Source organism: Prevotella mikamonis (genome assembly GCF_055381405.1).
This window is the reverse complement of record NZ_AP035785.1, coordinates 2362454-2382213: the sequence shown is the minus strand read 5'-3', so window position 1 is coordinate 2382213 and position 19760 is coordinate 2362454. Positions and strand designations below refer to the sequence as shown.

The window sequence follows — 19760 nt, the reverse complement described above, 5'->3', positions numbered from 1 at the left end:
CTGACATCTTATTGAAAGATTTTTTCTTCTTTCTTCCAAGCCAAGTCCGAAAGCAGGCCTTTCCACACCTGCCCTGTGCCACCACAGATAATCCATAAACGGTTCTGCGAGTCTACAACCAACGCAAACGAAGTCTCGCTCGACGAGAATCCTGTAGGCATTGCGATGGTAGCATCCTTAGGCCAATGCAATCCACCATCTACACTGGTAAACACATTTGTAAAGGCTTTCTGTTTGCCCGCTCCACGTCCAGCTCCTCCAATGGCTCTGATTCCATTTCCATATTGCACAGCTTGCAAGCCTTGCAGGCGAGGAGCTTTATATTTATCCCCACGGGCTATGGGGTAATACGCCCATGATGACATCTTCGCATCGGCAGAAAGTTCTTCTACCTTGCCCCATACCATTGCTGTAGAATCGGTAGCATAGGCATCCGAACGACTACCGATAATTGTCAGATAGTCGATTGGGTCGCTTGCTGTACCACGCTTGCAGATGAAGTTCACATCTTCGGTCGGTAACAAGGTTGGTTCATTATCCAACTTCTCATCCGTCCAGGTCGCGCCATTATCCGCCGAAGCCGCCAAACCTCCGGCAACGGTTACCGCGTAAAGTTTCTTTGTTCCAAAGCCAAGCAGCTGCTTGATTGTAGTTGCCGAAGCCCCTTTCACCCACGTCTTAAAATCTGTAGACGTGTAGATTGTACCGCCATTGAGCAGATAAGCAGTATTCCCCTGAACGGCAATATTTTTATATGCCTCAACAGCCAATGCCACGTTAGGCACTACGGCAGACCATGTTGCGCCATCGCTCTCAGCCGTACGATATACCTCGACACCAGCTCCCTTGTTTCCTACCACATAGACAAAACCTCCAAGTGCATAACCTCTCATAGCCGTCAGCGCAGCTATCTGTGCGTTATTAATTGCCGGATTCTTCCACACGAAAGTATCAGCCACTTCCTTATGCACATTCACCTGAATGGTATAAGAACGCATAGCTGTCTCGGAATTGTTCACGGCAGACATCACACGGAATTCGCGTGGCTGCCTAAAGTCGATGGAGTCTGCTGTATTGTAATAGAACAAGCTGTCAGAGTCGTTGTCTTTCAGAAGTATGACACCACCGCTCTTCGCAGCAATCGTACACGCCACCCTTCTCACATCAACTCCCTTTGGCAGGGAATCCGGGTTATAAATCCGATGATTGATTTGGTCAATGTAGAAAGGATAGTTGCTACCCTCTAAGGTTGCAGTATAAACACTATCTTTTCCCGAAGCAGTTTTGGTATGTATGGTTCTCTTGAGTGTCCCAAGTTTGAAAGACGTAATGGCAGTTTCACCATAGTAAGTTGTATTCTCGTCATTATTGCCCAGACAAGAAGAAAGCAGACTTATTGCCGACAACAACAGCACTGCAGTGGATAATAACTTCCCCTTCATTCAAATTGAAAATATTATTTTAGCTGCAAATTTAAGTAGAAATCCTTAATTAGGCCAATTTTTATACTCTTTATTATGTAAAATAATGAATAAGCCCCTTATTTTAAAGTTTGTTTAGCCTTTAAACATCAAGAGGAAAGAGTGCAGCCTCGCTGTAACAATTATTTATAACGTTTAGCGTACGTCTGTATGTTTCAGCGTAATAACACTGAGAATCGTCGCAAACAGCACACCACCAAGCAATGCCACTGTTTCCAGATCCATGAATAAAATCCCTATTTTAGACAACCAATCCACTGCCTTATCTAATGATTTTTTACGAAATGACACCTACTTTCCAAACGAAGTGGCAAAGGTATATGGCTTGCTCGTCATCATCGCATTTCTGTCCTGAATTCTTTAGGACACACCCCGTTTCTTTGACTTAAATCAAGTCACACATCCAGAAATTTCATCTCTCCATCTATCCACTCCGGAAAGGGAATCTCCAGTTCCGTCCATTCTGCCCGCTCTTCTTCACCATCTCCATGCGAATGCGACACCGACAGTCCCAGCAAGCGTATTTCATGGTGTTCAGCTTCTATCTGAGCCATCAGTTGTTTGGCCGCAGACAGGATGTCTTCTTTTGATTCAAAGACTTGCCGACGCGTCATACTGCGCGTCACCTGCGTAAAATCGCTATATTTCACTTTCAGGGTCAGGGTCGTCCCCTTAAATCCTTTCTTGGCAATGCGCCTCACCAGTTCTTCTGTCAGATGATAAAGTTCTATCACTAGAGAGGAGTGTTGAGACAAGTCTTTCGAGAAAGTACGCTCACATCCCAACGATTTCCTAATATAATGGGCTTCCACCGGCCGAAGGTCTACCCCGTGCGCAAACTGATAGAAAACGCCACCCATCTTTCCGAAATGACGAACCAACATCTCCTGCGAGCATTGTTGTAGCTGTAGTCCGCTAAATATTCCGAGGGCGTGCATCCTCTCCGCCGTCTTAGCTCCCACTCCCCAGAAGTCTTCGATGGGCAAGCGTGCCAGAAATTCCAGCGCCCTGCTGGGATGAATCACAGTCAGCCCGTCTGGCTTCCGATAGTCGGACGCTATCTTAGCCAACAGCTTATTATAAGAGACCCCGGCCGAAGCGGTCAGCCGTAACTCGCTCTTGATACGGTGCCTTATCTCGCGTGCAATGTCAACGGCAAGCTCTATACCTTTCTTATTATTAGTAACATCCAGAAAAGCCTCATCAAGCGAAATCGGTTCAACGACGTCTGTATAATCCCGGAAAATGGCATGGACACGGCTCGATACAGCCCGATACTTCTCAAAGTCCACCGGCACCAGAATCAATTCCGGACATAGACGTTTGGCCTTTGAAGTGGGCATGGCCGAATGCACACCAAACCGCCGTGCTTCATAACTGGCCGTCGTGAGCACACTACGCTCACCGTCACCCCCTACGGCGATGGGCTTCCCACGCAACGAGGGGTCGTCGCGCTGTTCCACGGAGGCGTAGAAGGCATCCATGTCTACATGTATGATTTTGCGTAGGTTGGGGACAATAGTCATATTTACCGAAAGAGGCACCCTCCCTTCAGGGGAGAGCGCCTCTTTATAATTGTGAATGACGAAATTACAGCTGAGGACCAGCAGCAACCAAAGCCTTACCAGCCTCGTTGCCTTCGTACTTCTTGAAGTTCTTGATGAAGCGAGCAGCCAAATCCTTAGCTTTCTCTTCCCACTGAGCAGCGTCAGAGTAAGTGTCGCGAGGATCGAGGATTGCAGTATCAACACCTTCAAGCTGTGTAGGAACAGTGAAGTCGAAGAAAGGAATCTGCTTTGTAGGAGCTTCGTTGATAGCACCACTCAAGATTCCGTCGATGATACCACGTGTATCGCGGATAGAGATACGCTTGCCTGTACCGTTCCAACCTGTGTTAACGAGGTAAGCCTTAGCACCGTTCTTCTCCATCTTCTTAACCAGCTCTTCAGCATACTTTGTTGGATGCAACTCCAAGAAAGCCTGGCCGAAGCAAGCAGAGAATGTAGGAGTAGGCTCTGTGATACCACGCTCTGTACCAGCCAACTTAGCTGTGAAGCCAGAGAGGAAGTAGTACTGAGTCTGCTCAGGAGTCAGGATAGATACTGGAGGCAATACACCGAATGCGTCAGCAGACAAGAAGATAACTTGCTTAGCTGCCGGAGCTGCCGAGATAGGCTTAACGATGTTTGTGATGTGGTCGATAGGATAAGAAACACGTGTATTCTCTGTTGTGCTGCCATCGGTGAAGTCAATCTTACCGTCAGCTGCTACAGTAACGTTCTCAAGAAGAGCGTTGCGCTTGATAGCATTGAAGATATCCGGCTCAGATTCTGCATCGAGGTTGATAACCTTAGCGTAGCAACCACCTTCGAAGTTGAATACACCATTGTCATCCCATCCGTGCTCGTCGTCACCAATCAAGAGACGCTTCGGGTCGGTAGACAGTGTAGTCTTACCTGTACCAGACAGACCGAAGAAGATAGCTGTGCTCTTGCCTTCGAGGTCTGTATTAGCCGAACAGTGCATAGAAGCAATGCCCTTCAATGGCAAGTAGTAGTTCATCATAGAGAACATACCCTTCTTCATCTCACCACCGTACCATGTGTTCAGGATAACCTGCTCCTTGGTCGTAACGTTGAAAGCCACACAGGTTTCAGAGTTCAGACCCAGTTCTGCGTAGTTCTCTACCTTAGCCTTAGAAGCATTGTAAACGATGAAGTCTGGCTCCTGGTCGAGTTCTTCCTGACTTACCGGACGGATGAACATGTTTGTTACGAAGTGAGCCTGCCAAGCAACCTCAACAATGAAACGAACCTTCATACGGGTATCCTTGTTAGCACCACAGAAACCGTCTACTACAAACAGACGCTTGTTAGAAAGTTCCTTCTTGGCCAACTCGTTAACAACATTCCAAGTAGACTGAGACATCTTCTTGTTGTCATTCTTGTACTCTTCAGAAGTCCACCATACAGTGTCCTTTGAGTTTTCATCTTCAACGATGAACTTATCCTTAGGCGAACGACCTGTGTAAACACCTGTCATCACGTTTACTGCACCAAGCTCTGTCTCCTGGCCTTTTTCAAAACCTACGAGACCTTCTTTTGTCTCTTCTTCGAACAATGTTTCGTAAGAAGGATTGTAAACAACTTCCGTTGTACCTGTAATACCGTACTTTTCGAGTACGCTTTTGTCAAACTTTGCCATTATGTAAAATGTATTTTAAGTTGAAAATAAAATCTGCTTTCAGATTTGGCTATTATCTTAAATACCGTGGCAAAGATAACGAAAAAAACGCCAACAGAGAAATCAACGGCGATAAAAAAACATCAATCGTTTTTGTCAATTTGGTTAAAGATACTAAAATCCTTTATCTGTCATTTACTTTTGCAATTCAGACGTTACATAATCGGGTGATTTTTCATAATTTTGCAAGCAAAAACACAAGCCTTATGGAAATTATTAACTTTTCAGACAAAAACAGTATCATCAACCAGTACATGGCCGAGATTCGCGATGTTGACTATCAGAAAAACCGTCTGCTCTTCCGCAACAACATCATGCGCATCGGAGAATTCGAAGCTTTCGAAATCTCAAAGACCCTGAACTACGAGGCCAAAGATATTGCTACTCCCCTAGGTATTTCGCGTATCAATGTTCCCACCGATAAGATAGTACTGGCCACCATCTTCCGTGCAGGCTTGCCCTTCCACAACGGTTTCCTCAACATCTTCGACCATGCAGGCAATGCCTTCGTCAGTGCTTATCGCGAATACACCGACACCGAGCACAAGCAAGTAGGCATCCACGTGGAATATCTCGCCACACCGAGCATCGACGAGAAGTGTCTCATCATTGCCGACCCCATGCTCGCCACCGGCGGAAGCATGGAATTGGGCTACAAAGCTTTCCTCACCAAGGGCACTCCCAAGCGCATCCACGTGGCTTGCGTCATTGCCACGCCCGAAGGCATTGCTCACATACGCAACACATTCCCCGAAGACAAGACCACCATCTGGTGTGCAGCCATCGACCCAGGCATGAACGAGCACAAATACATCGTACCGGGATTTGGCGACGCAGGCGACCTTTGTTACGGCGACAAGCTATAAGCCTGGCATTCGCTTACTATATATTTGACAGACCGAAAATAGGAAAAACTTACCGAAAAGGCCCATAAACAGGCCTTTTTACACAAAATTTCAAAAAAAGCGAAACATTTTTCCTCTTTTTGTTTGATTTGTGCAAGGTTTCTCCTATATTTGCCATCTATAAACGAAAATTTTATAAATAATCATTTAATAAGACACTGAATTATGAATAAGACAGAATTGATCGATCAGATTGCAGCTAAAGCAGGTCTGACAAAGGTTGATGCTAAGAAGGCATTGGAAGCTACCGTAGAAACTATCAAAGAAGCTCTCGTAGCAGGTGATAAGATTCAGCTCGTAGGTTTTGGTACATTTAGCGTTAATGAGCGTCCCGCTCGCCAGGGTATCAATCCCGCAACAAAGACAAAGATTGAAATCGAAGCAAAGAAAGTTGCTAAGTTCAAGGCTGGTGCAGAACTTGCTGACGCAGTCAACAAGTAAGCCGAACAGATTTCAGCAAGAAATAAGGAAGAGGGATATGTCTATTTGGGCATATCCCTCTTCTTCTGTGTATGCTTCTCCCCCCTTCGGGGAGGGACGAGGAGCGATTCTCCATGTCCGGAGGACAACCTTTGCATAGCCGTGGGTTGCAACAACGTGGAAACCTACGGAAAGAGCAACAAGAAACTATCGAGTCTGGAAGACTCCCCCCATATCATGATGTTGACAAGTTTCTTATTATAAGTTTTATAGGGGGCAGTCTTGTCAGACTGAAACCTACACTCCGTCATCAGCCCGTAGGCCTAAAGGCCCACGGCTATGTAGCGGAAGTCTTTCAGACTTTTTTTTGAAAAACACCCCTCTTTTTGTCCTTATGTCTCTTCTGTCTAAAACCGTCAGGAAACAGCAGAGGTAAACTCCCTTTGTCCAGAGGACAACCTTTGCATAGCCGTGGGTTGCAACAACGTGGAAACCTACGGAAAGAGCTGCAAGAAACAATCGAGTCTGGAAGACTCTCCATACCAGTGTGTTGACAAGTAGACAAGTAGACGAGTTTCATATAGACAGACACGGGGCTATACAAAAAAGCTTCACCGTGTATATACACGATGAAGCCCTATGATAAAAGTTAACATGGCCATAGCCAATAGCCTGTGCTACAACATCAAGCTGCGACCTTAACGCGCATTCTTATAGAATAGCATTATTTCTTCTTCACAGCCAAACGGACTGCTAACCAACCATTAATGTTCGTAGAGCTATAATATGTATGGGTGTATTTTCGTGAATTTGGATAAGGCGTTCCGCTAGTAGCATAGTTCGTACTTCCTTTTTCAGGCCATTCACCATTTCTGAAAAATCGAGACGGTTCTGTCTCCTGCCAATCGCTGCACCAATAGTTGGCATGCGACCAACTCTCAGACATTACCCACTTAGCATCTGCCCAGTAGTGCATATCCGCAGCACCTGTAGCTGGCAAAAACAAAAGGCCATACTTCTCAATAGCTTTCGGATCTAGCTGATTTTGGGTTTTAGAAGTGGTCGACGCCCAAAGACTATGATTTCTACCAAATCCATCTGCTTGGAGAATGTATTCATTAGGACCAGTATTTTTCCAGCACTTATCAGCTTCTTCTTTTGTCATACCGTCAGGGAATACCACAATACCACCAACATCATAAGGTTGTCTACGGCTATATTCATTATCTCCATTCATATCTATCCATGCACGCGTAGCCATCGTGTGAGCTTTATCATCAGGGAATACACGCATATACATGATAGCCATCAACTCATTGACATTAGGCATCGTAGTAGCTTCGCCATCGACATAGACCTTTGTACCGTAATCTACATCCTCATTACCTTTAAGGTCATAATAAGTTTTACCATATTTACCTGCTATAAACTTTTCATAATACTGGCCTACCTCACGAACACGGTCAGGCTGTTTTACGTTGCCCCAACCAAAGAGGTCGATTACAGGGTCATTTCCATCGCCCATGTAATAATAATAATTACCCTCTTGCTTCAAATAGTATGTATCATTTGCTTCTGGTTTTACAGTTTCCCATTGTGTTCCGGCCAGACGGTATTCGCCAGGCACGTCTACCCTATAGTTTGTAGGCACAGGTATGGCCGAACCTATAGTGTTATCATAACGCGACAAGATGTTGCGCTTGGCCGTCAACTTCACGCCACCCATATATCCCACACGCTGTCCGAGCACATACTGCAGATTGCCGCGAGTAAACTGGAATACCTTTTTAGGTTCATAATGATTATTTGGAAAAGGCTGATCATCATGAGCCGTAAACTCACTGATTTTACCCTCCTCATTGCGTATCAATGCCTGCTGGCTGGTATAGTGGGTAATACCGGGTTCTTTTCCTAACCATGCGCCGACATTGCTCGTACTGGTATCATCGTAGATATAGAAGTCGGGGACGAAATCGCCCGGTGCCAGCACGTAGTAGAAATCAAAGGCATTGTTCGACTTGGTCGATGCAGGAGCTTCCCATTTGAAACCTTCCGTGCGGGCATCTCCCGTAGCTGTACCCGTGGTGAGGTCTATATTCACGCTGCTGTAGACGCCCTTTCCCGACATCTTGAGCTTGGTTACATTGCCAGCCCCTTTGGGCGGATTCACCTTCAGATGGAAAATGGCCATAGGATTGGCGAGCTTCACAGCCGGGCCGGCCGTGATGTAGTCGGTACTGCCCTGCGCCTTGGGTCTCAACTTGCCTTTTCCCCAGAGTATGCAGTTGCTCACAATGTCGCCGGGCTTGCCACCCTGCTGCGACAAGTCAATAGACGCCGTACCATCAGCACCCAGCTTGGCATTGCTGCCAAGATATACAAAGACCAGCTCACCGGCAATCTCCGTCGATGTGGCCGTGAGCTTACCCTCGAAGTTTGCCTCCCGCTTGCCTGCATCACCAGGCAGAACGGTCAGCGTACCCAGATTTTTCTTGCCTGCAAAGACCGTGAGCTGATCATTGGTCTGCCAAGTATAGTAGTTGTCGCCCTTCTTACCATCTTCTTCTACGAACACGGCACGCGAAGCCACACTGTCACCATTGAGCGCCAAAGGCGATTCGCCGGTCATCAGCCTTACGTTATACACTTTCTCATCCGACGTGGGAGTCGATGGTTGTACCGATACATCGGGTGTCACCAATTCTTCGCCCGAACAAGACGACAGGCCTGCACCTACAGTTGTCAAGGCCACTGCGAAATAAACCGCCGTAAAAATTCTTTTACTCATTTTTCAATTTGCAGCATTAATAGTTTTTAGTTTCTTTTTCCACTTCCTCATCCCACAAACCGTGGAACTCTCTGGCCGGAGCCGCACCAGAGCCAAAGAGATCGCCGACGCTCTCACTACCGGTTGCAGCACTGACACCCCCAGAACCGGCCAGAATTGCCACTTCATTGGCTATTTGAACAACCATAACTACAGGCTGCATATATGCAGCTTTCTCTCTAATTTCCTGTTTCATTATGTCTAAAATTGAATTAATATTTTACGTCCATCCACCTCATTATCAATATGTCGCAGACACGGAACTAAACTCTTCTTATTATTAATTTACAAAACAAACGGAGTGCATCCCTGCTACTTAACACGGCAGGGAACACGAGATTATAGAATGTGTAAAAAGGGACTTTTTAGAATTTTCCCCTTATTCTAAGGTTACCGATTCCTTCTGTTTTGACAAGACCCAAATCACGGGTTATAATATAGTTGCTTAGTCATGACCTTAAAATAAGATGTCTAACATTTGAGATAAATTATTGAAAACGTTACAAATGTATAGCCTTTTCATAGGTATTATTTAATCCAGCGTCACTCGTTAAGAATTATTAACACGGTTTTTCTCATATCCCATTTCTTTTGTTCTATTTGTAACCTACACGAGATAATTTCCTCTTATCAGCCCTCATGCTGCCGCATGTTGCGCGGATGATGGTGCAATATTTCCTCGCGGAGCGTAGTAGTATCAATGTGGGTATATATCTCGGTCGTACCAATATCCTCATGGCCCAGCATGGCCTGGATGGCACGGAGGTCGGCACCGCCCTGCAACAGTGCCGTGGCGAAACTGTGGCGCAGCGTATGCGGCGAGATTGTTTTCTTGATACCGGCCTCCACGGCTTGCCGTTTAATCATTATCAGAATCATGGTACGCGTCAGGTGAGCACCGCGCCGATTCAGGAATACATAGTCTTCCTCGCCCCGTTTTACCGTCATGAGGTTGCGGTCGTAGAACCACAGCTGCAATTCGCGGATGGCTTTGCCCGATATGGGGACTAGTCTCTCCTTGCTGCCTTTACCCAATATGCGCACATAGCCCTCGTCCAAATAGAGTTGCGAGAGCTTCAGCGTCACCAGTTCCGACACACGCAGACCGCAAGAGAACAGCACCTCGATAATGGCTTTGTTGCGCTGGCCTTCGGGCTTCGAAAGGTCTATGCTCTCTTCGAGCATATCCACTTCTGCCATAGACAGCACTTCAGGCAGATGCTTACCTATCTGGGGCGACTCCAGCAGTTCCGACGGGTCGGTCTCAATATAGTCGTCCAACACCAGGAAGCGATAGAAAGAACGGATGCCACTCAGGATTCGCGCCTGCGACTTGGCCGATATGGCGCGGTCGTGCAGGAAAGCCGTGAAGTTTTCCAGATTCTCCAGCTTCATCTCCGTCAGTTGCAGATGCTCGGCCTGGGCATAGTCTACCAGCCACTGAAGGTCGTGCTGATAGGCCTCGACGGTGTTCGCCGAGTATCCTCGCTCCAACTTCAGATAGCGTATATACGCCTTCACTATGTCCGTGGCAACTTTTTTCACTGTCATTTCCTGCCGTTTGTCTTTCTTGTTGATACCGTATGGCTGCACAGGTCAGGTACTCACCCTACCCCGACATACCATTGACAAAGATACTAAAAATAGTATTCATACACGCCTATACCGCGATATAATCTGCTAAAACTTCTCACCCCGAAAAGTGCAGGGCCTCGGCAGCACCGCTGCAAAGGCCGAACAGCATTGCTGCAAAGCCCAAACAGCAACACTGCAAAGGCCTTGCAGTGTTTTGAGTTTATGAGTTGGTGAGTTTTAAGTTTATTCCTTCGTCTCATTATTATCCTAAAACAGACCGTAATTAAATGATAAATCGTATCTTTGTAGAAATCAAAATACCACTCGATGAAACAAATCAGGCTATTGGCTACTCTATTATAACATCACCGAAAGGCATGGAGCATACGGAAAGACTCATCATAGAGCAACTGCGCAGGGGCGAAGAGGCTGCATACAGACATCTGTATGAGCATCATTATGCCGTGCTGTGCCGTGTGGCCATGCAGTATGTCGACGACCGTTTCCTGGCCGAGACCATTGTGGGCGACGTGATATTCCATCTCTGGGAAATCAGGGAATCGCTCAGCATCACGTCGTCGCTGCGCCAGTATCTGGCCAGGAGCGTGCGCTATCAATGCCTCGATTATCTCAAGTCCAGTTACAACCGGAAAGAAATCCATGTCTCCGGCGTGAGTTCCGTAGACATGCCTGTGCTCGGTTATCTGCAATCCGACCAGTACCCCTTGGGCCGATTGCTGGCCCAAGAGCTGGAGGGAGAGATACAGAAAGCCATCGCCCGATTGCCGGCCGACTGCCGACGGGTGTTCAGGATGAGTCGGATGGAACAGAAATCGTATGAAGAGATAGCACGCTCCCTTGGTATTTCGGAGAACACAGTGAAGTATCACATGAAACGGGCATTGGCACAACTGCGCGACGACCTGCACAAATACCTGCTCTCGGCCATCGCTTTGCTTTTTATGCAGTTCTGAAAAAAAATATCATCTTCGTACTACCCTAAAGGCTTATTTTATCGTCTTGCTGATAGAAATGGATTTATGGTAGAAGTCAGTGAACATATAAAAGACCTCATTATCGCATCTCTGGAAGGAGAAATGGGGCAGGACGAGGCGCAGGAACTGCAATCCTGGCTACAGGCTTCGGCCGAACACGAACGCTATTACTATGAATGGAAGGAGATATGGGCATCGACAGCCCCGTCGCCGGAATTCAATGTAGAGGCAGCTTATCAGACATTCCTTTCGCGCATCAGGGCCAAGAAGCCGGCCAGGGTGCGCCGTTACCGCTACTTGTCTTATGCAGCGGCAGCCATAGCCTTGCTCGTGGTGTCGGTGCTATCGTATAAAACAGGCGAGTCGACAGTCAAATCGAGCTTTGCAGACATCGTAGTAGAAGCCCCCGCGGGGTCGCAGTTGAAGCTGAATCTGCCCGACGGAACGAAGGTTTGGCTCAATTCCGGCTCGAAACTCACGTACTCGCAGGGATTCGGAGTAGACAGTCGTGAAGTGGCTCTGACGGGCGAAGCCTACTTTGAAGTGAAGCATCGGGAAGATAAACCCTTCAGTGTGAACTCGGCCAATCTTCGGGTCAACGACCTCGGTACGAAGTTCAATTTCTGCGATTACGCCGACGATGACGAGGCCGTGGTGACGCTGACAGAGGGCAAAGTGTCGCTGGATAACCTGATGAACCATCGGGACAACCGGCTACTGACGCCCGGACAGCGGGCCGTACTCGACAAGAATACGGGAGAAATGACGGTTGATAATGCCGAGAACAGGCATGAGGACTGGCAGAACCATATACTGGTATTTGATGGTGATGCCCTGGGCGAGATAGCCAGGAAGCTACAGCGCAACTATAATATAAAGGTGGTGGTGACGAATGCGGCTCTGTACGAACTGCGTTTCCACGGCAGTTTCAACACGCAGGAGGCGCATCTGCGCGACATTCTCGACGCGCTTGTGGCCACACACAAGATACATTACCGCATACAAGGCAAGAAAGTAATATTTTATTAACCCTCAATATGAACCCCCTAATCCCAAATTAACAATGAGAAAAGTCTAGTATTCGTTTGTGTGGAAGAGAGAAATCATAAGTTTAATATCTTTAATATGTCTTTACTATGAACTTAAAGAAAGTCGTTTTGATAAGTTATGCTCTTGCCTGTCAGCTTGCGGTGTTCGCACAGGCAGTGAGCCTTAAAATGCAAAAAGTCTCTGTAAAGAAGGCTATGACCGCGTTGAACCAGAAGAGCGGTTATTCCTTTATTTACGAAGAGTCGGATGTGAACACCTCCAGTATCGTGAATGTAGACGCTACAAGCGTAAGCCAAGCCGTCGGGCAGATACTTGCCGGGCAGAATCTTACCTATGAAATCAAGGGTAAGTCGATTGTTATTTCAAAGGCATCGGGCCGGAAATCGGTTACGCAGAATGGCGGTGCGAAGCACAAGATTACGGGTAAGATAGTCGATGGGAACAACGAACCCATCATCGGTGCAACCGTCAAGGTGAAGGGCGAAACGTCCGGTACAATCACCGACTTGGATGGTAACTTCACGCTCGAAGCCAACCAGGGCGCTGATTTGGAAGTGTCGTACATCGGATACCAGAACCAGACCGTGAAAGCTACACCCAACAGGGCGCTGACGGTGACGATGGCCGAAGATACCAAAGCCCTGGACGAAGTGGTGGTGGTAGGTTATGGTGTGCAGAAAAAGGTGAACCTGACGGGTTCGGTATCTTCGGTGAAAGGCGAAGACTTGCAGATGCGCCCTGTAACCGATGCTTCCCAGAGTCTGCAAGGACTGGTTCCGGGCTTGTTGGTGACCAATGACAACGCCGGCAGACCAGGTTCTACGGGTACGTTGACACTGCGCGGACAAGGCAACCTGTCCAATACGGGCCATCCCTATGTGCTGGTAGACGGTATAGAAATGAACCTCTCTGACGTGAATCCTAACGACATCGAGAGCCTCTCGGTGCTGAAAGACGCCTCTGCCTGTGCCATCTACGGAGCGCGGGCTGCCTACGGTGTGATTCTGGTAACGACGAAGAAAGGTTCGGAGGGAACGATGCGTGCCAACTATCAGGGTTCGGTGGGATGGAGTTCGCCCACGGTATTGCCGGAGATGGCCGACTCTTATACCTTCGCACAGTACTGGAATGCGGGTGTAACCAATGCCGGTTCGTCTCGCCGATACAGCGAGGAGAAGATGAAGGAATTGCAGGATTACATCAACGACCCGTCGAGCGTGAATCCTTGGCACGAACTGGGGGCAAACGCAAGCATGAACCCCGCATTTGAAAACTCGGAGAGGGGTGTGGGCAACGTAGACTATTTCAAGCTGCACTATAAGGACCATGCCATCCGCCAACAGCACAACCTGAGCTTCAGCGGTGGCGGTAAGAGCGCACAGTACTATGTGTCGACCGGTTATTTGAAGGAAGACGGTATCTTGCGTTATGCCAAGATTAACTACGAGCGCCTGAATGTTTCGTCTACCATCAATTCGGAACTGACCAAATGGCTGAGTCTGAAAGTGGGCCTGAAGTTCAGCCACTCGGTAAACAATACGCCTTTCGGTGATGGTGGTATCGCCGACGGTTTCTTCCATTCATTGGCCAGATTCCGTCCGACCATATCTCCCGTAGACCCCAACGGCCACTTCACTGAACTCTCAATGATTCCCTACTTGCAGAGCGGAACGTTCACCAAGAATAAGCGCGACATGATGAATCTGACGGGAGGAATCAACCTGAAGCCGTTCAAGAACTTCAATGTGTACATGAACTACACCTACAAGCTGGTGGCCAACAACTATATGGCCGAGAATGTAGCGCCGCTTATCTACGGAGCCGACGGGGTTTCTACTTCCAAGGGCGTGCGCGACGAGCTGGGTATCACTGCCGACGGTAGTTTTACACGTGCCAACTCGCACACACATTACCAGTCGTTGAGCGTATATGGTGACTATGTCTTCTCGCTGGGCAATGCCCACAACTTCACGTTGATGGCCGGTTATCAGGAAGAAAACTCCAATTATGATTATCTGAAGAATGTGATAACCGGACTTTACTCGACTGCCAATCCCAATGTTGGAGTAGGTACGGGCGACCGCACAGTGGTAGATTCGCGTAACGGATGGGCTACACGCGGCTTCTTCGGGCGTATCAACTACGATTACAAGAGTCGTTACCTTGTAGAAATCAATGGTCGCTACGATGGTTCTTCGCGCTTTGCAGCCGGCCATCGCTGGGGTTGGTTTCCATCGGTTTCGTTGGGTTGGAACATCACTCAAGAGAAGTTTATGGAACCTGTAACCGACGTTGTCTCGCACTTGAAGCTCCGCGCATCTTACGGTTTGCTGGGTAACCAGTCGGGAGCAGCTCTCTATACCTTCGCTTCTACGATGGCATTCACCAGCGGACTGGGAGGTTACATCTTCCCCGACGGCCGACATGCCTACCTGATGGCACCTGGCGTAGTGAATCCGGCAACCACTTGGGAGAAAGTAAACAGCAAGAACCTCGGTCTTGACTTCGGTTTCTTCGGCAATGCCCTGACCGGTAGCTTCGATATATTCGAGCGTAAGACAAAGGATATGTTGGGTCCTGGAGTCGACTTCCCCGACTTCTTCGGTGCTGCAGCACCACAGACCAACAATGCAAGTATGCGCAACCGCGGATGGGAACTGACCCTGTCGTATCGCGGAAAGATAGCTAAAGAGATTGATTATCAGATTGGCGGCTCTATCTCTGACGCCACTTCCGTGGTAACAGAATATGCCAACCCGACCGGAACTGCGCCTGCTTCCAACTGGTACACAGGTCGCAAGGTGGGTGAAATCTGGGGCTATAAGACCGACGGATTGATTCAAACGGCTGAAGAAGCTGCCAAATACAACGAGACACACAACATGTCTTTCTTCACGCCGAGAGCGTGGACACCGGGCGATGTGAACTTCCGCGACCTCAATGGCGATGGAAAGGTGAACAACGGAAAGAACGTTCTGGGCGACATGGGCGACCTTACAATCGTCGGAAACACCACACCCAGATACCAATACACGCTGAACGGACAGGTTTCTTGGAAAGGCTTGAACCTGAGCGTGATGTTCCAGGGCGTTGGCAAACGCGACTGGGACCCGACCGGAAGTATCTATTTCTGGGGTAGCGGTTCGTATGCTCAGGTTACAGTTCTCAAACAGCACCTCGATTATTGGAGCGAAGACAACAAGGGAGCTTACTATCCTAAGCCCTATATCAACACCGCCGGAGGTGTAGGTTCGTACAATGCGAAGACTTCAGCACGCACTACCGACAGATATTTGCAGAACGCGGCATACTGCCGTCTGAAGAATGTAACCCTGAGTTATAACCTGCCTGCTGCATGGCTGGCAAAGGCCCATCTGTCTCAAGTAAGAGTATTCGTAACTGGAGAAAACCTCCTTACCTTTACGAAACTGAAGGAAATGTTCGACCCCGAAGCCATCTTTACCTCTAATGACTATAGTGCTGAGGGCGGAAAGAACTATCCTATGAACAAAGTTATTTCCGTTGGTCTATCCGTAAACTTATAATAATACAAGATAATCATGAAACTATATCATATTTGTATAGCAGCGTTGATTGCTGCGACATTTACAAGTTGCTACGATTTGTCTAAGTCGCCTGAGGGCCAATTATCCACTGTGAATCCGTTCTCGACAGTCGGTGAGATGTCAAGCTATCTAGACCAGTTCTATCAGTCGGGTGTCAGAGCCCAGGGATACGACTGGAGCGGAGGCTACATTGCCAGTGGCGATTTGAACAGCGACAACATGTCGAGCAGTTCTGTAAGTACACGCCTGAATGGCTCTTTGACGCTTAGCAATGCCGCGAAGATGTCGGAATATACCAACATCCGCAATGTCAACTTCCTCATCAACAACCTTGGCCATGTGGCCAATCCCAGTGCGGCCGATTACAAGCAGTGTGTGGGCGAGGCTTACTATTTCCGTGCATGGTATTATTTCCAGTTGTTCAAGAAGTATGGCAAAATCACTTGGGTCAGCAAACCGCTAGACCCCACTGCCGAGGAGATGAATCTGCCCCGCCAGGAGCGTACCGTCATCGCCGACAGCATCCTTGCCGACTTGGACAAAGCTGTGGCCAACCTGAGTGCACAGCGCAGTTCTGCTACCATGAGAGTGCATCAAGACGTGGCCAGGGCACTGAAGAGCGAGGTCGCACTGTACGAAGGCACGTGGGAGAAATACCACAAGAAGCAGAAAGACGAGTTCTTTACACCGGGCATCACCGACGAGAAGATAGCCGATTATCTGAAGCAATGTGTCGAAGCATGTAAGGCTGTGGTAGACCGTGGAGTCTGGAAAATCTATTCCACAGGCAATACGCTGAACGACTACAGAGTCATGTTCCAGACCGAGGACCTGAGTTCCAATTCCGAAGTCCTGTGGTTCAAGCGCTATGATGGCGATAACATCGGTAACAGCGTAGACCGCTATCTGAACCAGGGCGGCAGTGGTACGGGCGTCGCAGCTTCTTTGGTAGACGACTATCTGACAATAGATGGAAAGCCATTCGTCGGCGAACAGGTAATCAATGCCAAGAAAACATTTGGCGACGAACTGAAACCTACCTTGAGAGACCCACGTCTGAGCCAGACCATCTGTATGCCCGGACAAGTGCTCCGTCCCGATCAGCCAGCCTATGTAGTACCACCTTTGACCGGTTCGGGCTATAACAAGAACGAGTCGGGCTACTCTCTGCTGAAGTTTGTACAGATAGATTACAAGGGCAACTTGGACGCAGAGTACAAAGGAAGCACCCCAGGCATCCAGTACCGATATGCAGATATACTCCTCAACTATGCCGAAGCGCTGGCCGAACTCAACGGTGCTGGCAACGCACAGCTGATTATTTCGTTGCTTAAACCGCTACGCGACCGTGTAGGTATGCCTGCCATCGACTTCGACAGAGAGTATAACACGTCGGCAGACTATCCATTTGCAAAACTCGACAAATACATTCAGGCCGTCAGAAGAGAGCGCAGAATCGAACTGGCATGCGAGGGTCGCCGAACAGACGACATCATGCGATGGGCTGCTGCTGATGAACTGATAGTGGGTAAACGTGCTGTCGGTGCTATGTTTGTAGGCAGTAACCTCGAAAACAATGCAGCCTATGGCGGTAAATTGGTTTACGACAAGGCTTCCGGCAACAACCTCTATCTCACAGGAAAACCTGGTGATTCCTACCGTTACATCCTGCCTATCAACCCGTCGGGCTACGAAAATGGTTGGGCATTCAACGTACATAGAGACTACTTGTTGCCCATTCAACCGAGAATGCTGTCATTGACAAATGGTCAATGGACTCAGAATCCAGGTTGGGAATAGTATAAAAATATCTATAATACATGAATACAAACCTGACTTTATCCCTGGCCGGCCTGACGCTCGCGTTGTCCCCGGCCAGCCTTCAGGCTCAGAACCAAGGGCGGAAGCCGATGAACATCGTGTTCATCATGAGCGACGACCACGCCTACCAGGCCATCAGCGCCTACGACAAGAGCCTCATCAGCACACCCAACCTGGACTGGCTGGCACAGAACGGCGTGCGCTTCACCAACAGCTTCGTGGCCAACTCGCTCAGCGGACCGTCGCGGGCCTGCATGCTCACCGGCAAGCACAGCTACACCAACGGATTCACCGACAACAGCAAGACCTTCGACGGCAGCCAGCAGACCTATCCCAAGCTGCTCCAGAGAGCGGGATACCAGACGGCCGTGGTGGGCAAGTGGCACCTCATATCCACGCCCACGGGATTCGACTACTGGAACATCCTCATAGGACAGGGAGACTACTACAACCCCAACTTCATCGACAACGGAAAGCGCGTACAGATTCCCGGCTATGCCACCAACATCACCACCGACCTGGCACTGGACTGGCTCGACCGCCGGAGAAACCCCGACAAGCCCTTCTGCCTGCTCATCCACAACAAGGCACCCCACCGGGTATGGATGCCCGACACGTGCGACCTGGACGCCTTCGACGACCGCACCTACCCCGTGCCGGCAACGTTCTACGACGACTACCGGGGACGCCGGGCCGCCCAGAAGCAGAAGATGAGCATCATGAAGGACATGGACCTGGTGTACGACCTGAAGATGGCCGACAAGGAGAACCAGATACATTCCGACCCCGACCTGGAGAAATGGGGACGCGCCAACCTCTCGCGCATGACGCCGTCGCAGCGCGCCCAGTGGGACAGGCACTACGATCCCATCATCCGCAAGTTCAAGGAAGCCGGCCTGTCGGGGCGCGCACTGGCCGAGTGGAAGTACCAGCGCTACATGCACGACTATCTAAGCGTCATCCGCAGCATTGACAGGAACGTGGGCCGTGTGATAGACTACCTGCGCCGGCACGACATGCTCGACAACACGATGATCGTCTACACCTCCGACCAGGGATTCTACCTGGGAGAGCACGGATGGTTCGACAAGCGGTTCATGTACGAGGAGTCCTTCCGCACCCCGCTGCTGGTATACTATCCGGGCGGCAAGCGCGGCGACATCACGCAGATGGTCCAGAACATCGACTACGCCCCTACGTTCCTCGAAGCAGCCGGAGTGGCCGTGCCCAGGGACATCCAGGGCGTCTCGATGCTGCCCCTGCTCAAGGGGCAGAAGCCCCGCAACTGGCGCAAGTCGCTCTACTACCACTACTATGAGTACCCCGACGAGCACTCGGTATGCCGCCACTACGGCGTCCGCACCTCTCGCTACACGCTGATACACTTCTACGACGACATCGACACCTGGGAGCTTTACGACCTGAAGAAAGACCCCGAACAGATGCACAACCTCTACGGCCGTCCCGGCATGGAGAAGCTGACGCGGAAGCTGAAGGCGGAGCTGGCCCGCCTGCGTGCGCAGTACAACGAGACCAACGTGCCCGCGAAATAGGTTATAGGAAAATCGGCAATCCCGGTTATTCCCCCGATTCGTACCCTGAATGGATACGGCGGGCGGAGTAACCGGGATTTTTTTGTGGGCCGGTTAAATCCATGTCATTTCGCTGCAAAGGCTCGGCAGCACCGCTGCAAGGGCCGAACAGCATCGCTGCAAAGGCCAAACAGCAACGCTGCCGAGGCTTTGCAGTGGAACAAGATAAATGCACAATGATGTGTACTGGTTTTAGTTGACAGCTTTTGTTTTTAAATTGATTATCTGTTGACACCTGCGATTCTTATTTTCCATGCAGGTTGTCACCTCTTTCTCCAAAGTTCA

At 49.2% G+C, this 19760-nt stretch carries 13 protein-coding genes; 7 read left to right on the top strand and 6 right to left on the bottom strand.

What is annotated here, in order from left to right; translation table 11 throughout:
* Window positions 1-8: 8 nt before the first annotated feature.
* The 3 genes from ACZ42L_RS09965 to pckA form a co-directional block, all read right to left on the bottom strand.
* The gene (locus ACZ42L_RS09965; protein ID WP_464702657.1) at window positions 9-1442 is read right to left on the bottom strand and encodes a DUF6242 domain-containing protein; all 1434 of its coding nucleotides are present in this window, start codon (window positions 1440-1442) and stop codon (window positions 9-11) included.
* A 434-nt stretch (window positions 1443-1876) separates the two neighbouring features.
* The gene (dinB, locus tag ACZ42L_RS09960) at window positions 1877-3007 is read right to left on the bottom strand and encodes a DNA polymerase IV (RefSeq protein ID WP_464716003.1); all 1131 of its coding nucleotides are present in this window, start codon (window positions 3005-3007) and stop codon (window positions 1877-1879) included.
* 64 nt (window positions 3008-3071) lie between these two features.
* Window positions 3072-4685, bottom strand: coding sequence for a phosphoenolpyruvate carboxykinase (ATP) (gene pckA / locus ACZ42L_RS09955; RefSeq protein ID WP_464706008.1), 1614 nt, complete (start codon window positions 4683-4685; stop codon window positions 3072-3074).
* A 245-nt stretch (window positions 4686-4930) separates the two neighbouring features.
* Between pckA and upp the strand changes: the two genes are divergently transcribed.
* Window positions 4931-5590: a uracil phosphoribosyltransferase gene (gene upp / locus ACZ42L_RS09950; RefSeq protein WP_464698825.1), complete on the top strand. Its 660-nt coding sequence runs from the start codon at window positions 4931-4933 to the stop codon at window positions 5588-5590.
* A gap of 204 nt (window positions 5591-5794) precedes the next feature.
* A complete protein-coding gene (locus ACZ42L_RS09945; protein WP_464698823.1) occupies window positions 5795-6070 on the top strand; it encodes an HU family DNA-binding protein in 276 nt (91 codons plus the stop codon).
* Between the two features lie 703 nt (window positions 6071-6773).
* Here the strand turns inward: ACZ42L_RS09945 and ACZ42L_RS09940 are convergent.
* The 3 genes from ACZ42L_RS09940 to xerD all read right to left on the bottom strand — a co-directional run bounded on the left by ACZ42L_RS09940 (window position 6774) and on the right by xerD (window position 10427).
* On the bottom strand, window positions 6774-8837 hold the full coding sequence (locus ACZ42L_RS09940; protein WP_464716002.1) for a hypothetical protein: 2064 nt from the start codon (window positions 8835-8837) through the stop codon (window positions 6774-6776).
* A gap of 16 nt (window positions 8838-8853) precedes the next feature.
* Entirely contained in the window at window positions 8854-9072 is a 219-nt protein-coding gene (locus ACZ42L_RS09935; RefSeq protein ID WP_464716001.1) for a hypothetical protein, read from the bottom strand.
* Window positions 9073-9506: 434 nt separating this feature from the next.
* The gene (xerD, locus tag ACZ42L_RS09930) at window positions 9507-10427 is read right to left on the bottom strand and encodes a site-specific tyrosine recombinase XerD (protein WP_464716000.1); all 921 of its coding nucleotides are present in this window, start codon (window positions 10425-10427) and stop codon (window positions 9507-9509) included.
* A gap of 401 nt (window positions 10428-10828) precedes the next feature.
* Between xerD and ACZ42L_RS09925 the strand changes: the two genes are divergently transcribed.
* The 5 genes from ACZ42L_RS09925 to ACZ42L_RS09905 all read left to right on the top strand — a co-directional run bounded on the left by ACZ42L_RS09925 (window position 10829) and on the right by ACZ42L_RS09905 (window position 19436).
* Window positions 10829-11425, top strand: coding sequence for an RNA polymerase sigma-70 factor (locus ACZ42L_RS09925; protein WP_464698816.1), 597 nt, complete (start codon window positions 10829-10831; stop codon window positions 11423-11425).
* Window positions 11426-11491: 66 nt separating this feature from the next.
* Window positions 11492-12475, top strand: a complete 984-nt coding sequence (locus tag ACZ42L_RS09920; RefSeq protein WP_464715999.1) for a FecR domain-containing protein — start codon at window positions 11492-11494, stop codon at window positions 12473-12475.
* A 107-nt stretch (window positions 12476-12582) separates the two neighbouring features.
* The gene (locus ACZ42L_RS09915; RefSeq protein ID WP_464715998.1) at window positions 12583-16041 is read left to right on the top strand and encodes a TonB-dependent receptor; all 3459 of its coding nucleotides are present in this window, start codon (window positions 12583-12585) and stop codon (window positions 16039-16041) included.
* Window positions 16042-16056: 15 nt separating this feature from the next.
* Window positions 16057-17862, top strand: a complete 1806-nt coding sequence (locus tag ACZ42L_RS09910) for a RagB/SusD family nutrient uptake outer membrane protein (RefSeq protein ID WP_464706002.1) — start codon at window positions 16057-16059, stop codon at window positions 17860-17862.
* A gap of 20 nt (window positions 17863-17882) precedes the next feature.
* Window positions 17883-19436, top strand: coding sequence for a sulfatase family protein (locus tag ACZ42L_RS09905; protein WP_464715997.1), 1554 nt, complete (start codon window positions 17883-17885; stop codon window positions 19434-19436).
* Window positions 19437-19760 lie beyond the last annotated feature (324 nt).